The following is a 1,032-nucleotide window of genomic DNA, read 5'->3' on the forward strand; positions in this document are numbered from 1 at the left end:
GGCAGTTGCAGGCGCAATTGGCGGTGCCCGGCTTCAGCCGGGAAAAGGTCATGGCCACCTTGATCCTGCTGCTGGATGAAACCCTGATCCGCGTCGGCAACAGCCAGTATGCCCGGGACAATCGCTCCTACGGCCTGACCACGTTGCGCAACCGCCATGTACAGGTCAGCGGCAGCGCCATCCACTTCCAGTTCCGTGGCAAGAGCGGGGTCGAGCACCAGATCACCGTCAAGGACCCGCGCCTGGCACGGGTGGTCAAACGCTGCCTGGAGTTGCCTGGGCAGCAGCTGTTCCAGTACCTGGACGAAGACGGTCAACGGCACCACGTCAGCTCGTCGGACATCAACGCCTGCCTGCAGCAACTGACCGGAGCCGACTTCACCGCCAAGGACTACCGCACCTGGGCCGGCAGCGTCCTGGCCCTGGAGCGGTTGCGCCAGCAGCCTTGGGAGCCCCAGGCCGAGGCGAAAAAACACATAGTGGCAACGGTCAAGGAAGTGGCCCGGGAACTGGGTAACACTCCGGCAGTGTGCCGCAAGTGCTACATCCATCCGGCGCTGCTGGAGCGCTTCGTCCTCGGTGAGTTGGCGCAGTTGCCCAAGGCCCGGGCCCGCCAGGGCCTGAAGGCCGAGGAAGCGGGCCTGGCGAACTTTCTGCGGCGCCTGGCGAAGGAGGCCCAACCGGCCTGACGACGGCCACCTTCGAATTTGCGTACTTGTCAGTCAGAGAATTCTGAGGTTAGGCTACGCACCTTCTTTCCCGTCCAAGGACGATTGCCGACGTGAACAACTAAGCCTTCCAAAAATGTATCCGCGATGAGCACTGCTAGCGCTCATTGGCCTGTTGCCACATTTTCCGGAGGTGCTGATGACTCACGTCACCCGGCTGCCCGTACTGGTTTCCCTGAACCAGCTGACCTATCAATTCGCCAATGGCGAAACCCTGCTTGATGCCCTGAACCTGAGTTTCGATCGCCTGCCTACGGCCATCGTCGGGCGCAATGGCGTGGGCAAGTCCCTGCTGCTGCGCCTG

Annotated in this window: 1 protein-coding gene and 1 pseudogene; both read left to right on the forward strand. The window is 62.4% G+C overall.

Annotated features, from left to right (window positions below; genetic code table 11):
- Positions 1-689 (forward strand): DNA topoisomerase IB (locus tag F6S12_RS32115; RefSeq protein WP_315869906.1); only part of this gene is annotated, 689 nt, incomplete at its 5' end.
- Between the two features lie 178 nt (positions 690-867).
- Positions 868-1,032: pseudogene (locus F6S12_RS32120) on the forward strand (ABC transporter ATP-binding protein); the annotation flags it as partial.

Origin of the sequence: Pseudomonas sp. JV245A (assembly GCF_032424515.1) — a bacterium.
Lineage (GTDB): Bacteria > Pseudomonadota > Gammaproteobacteria > Pseudomonadales > Pseudomonadaceae > Aquipseudomonas > Aquipseudomonas protegens.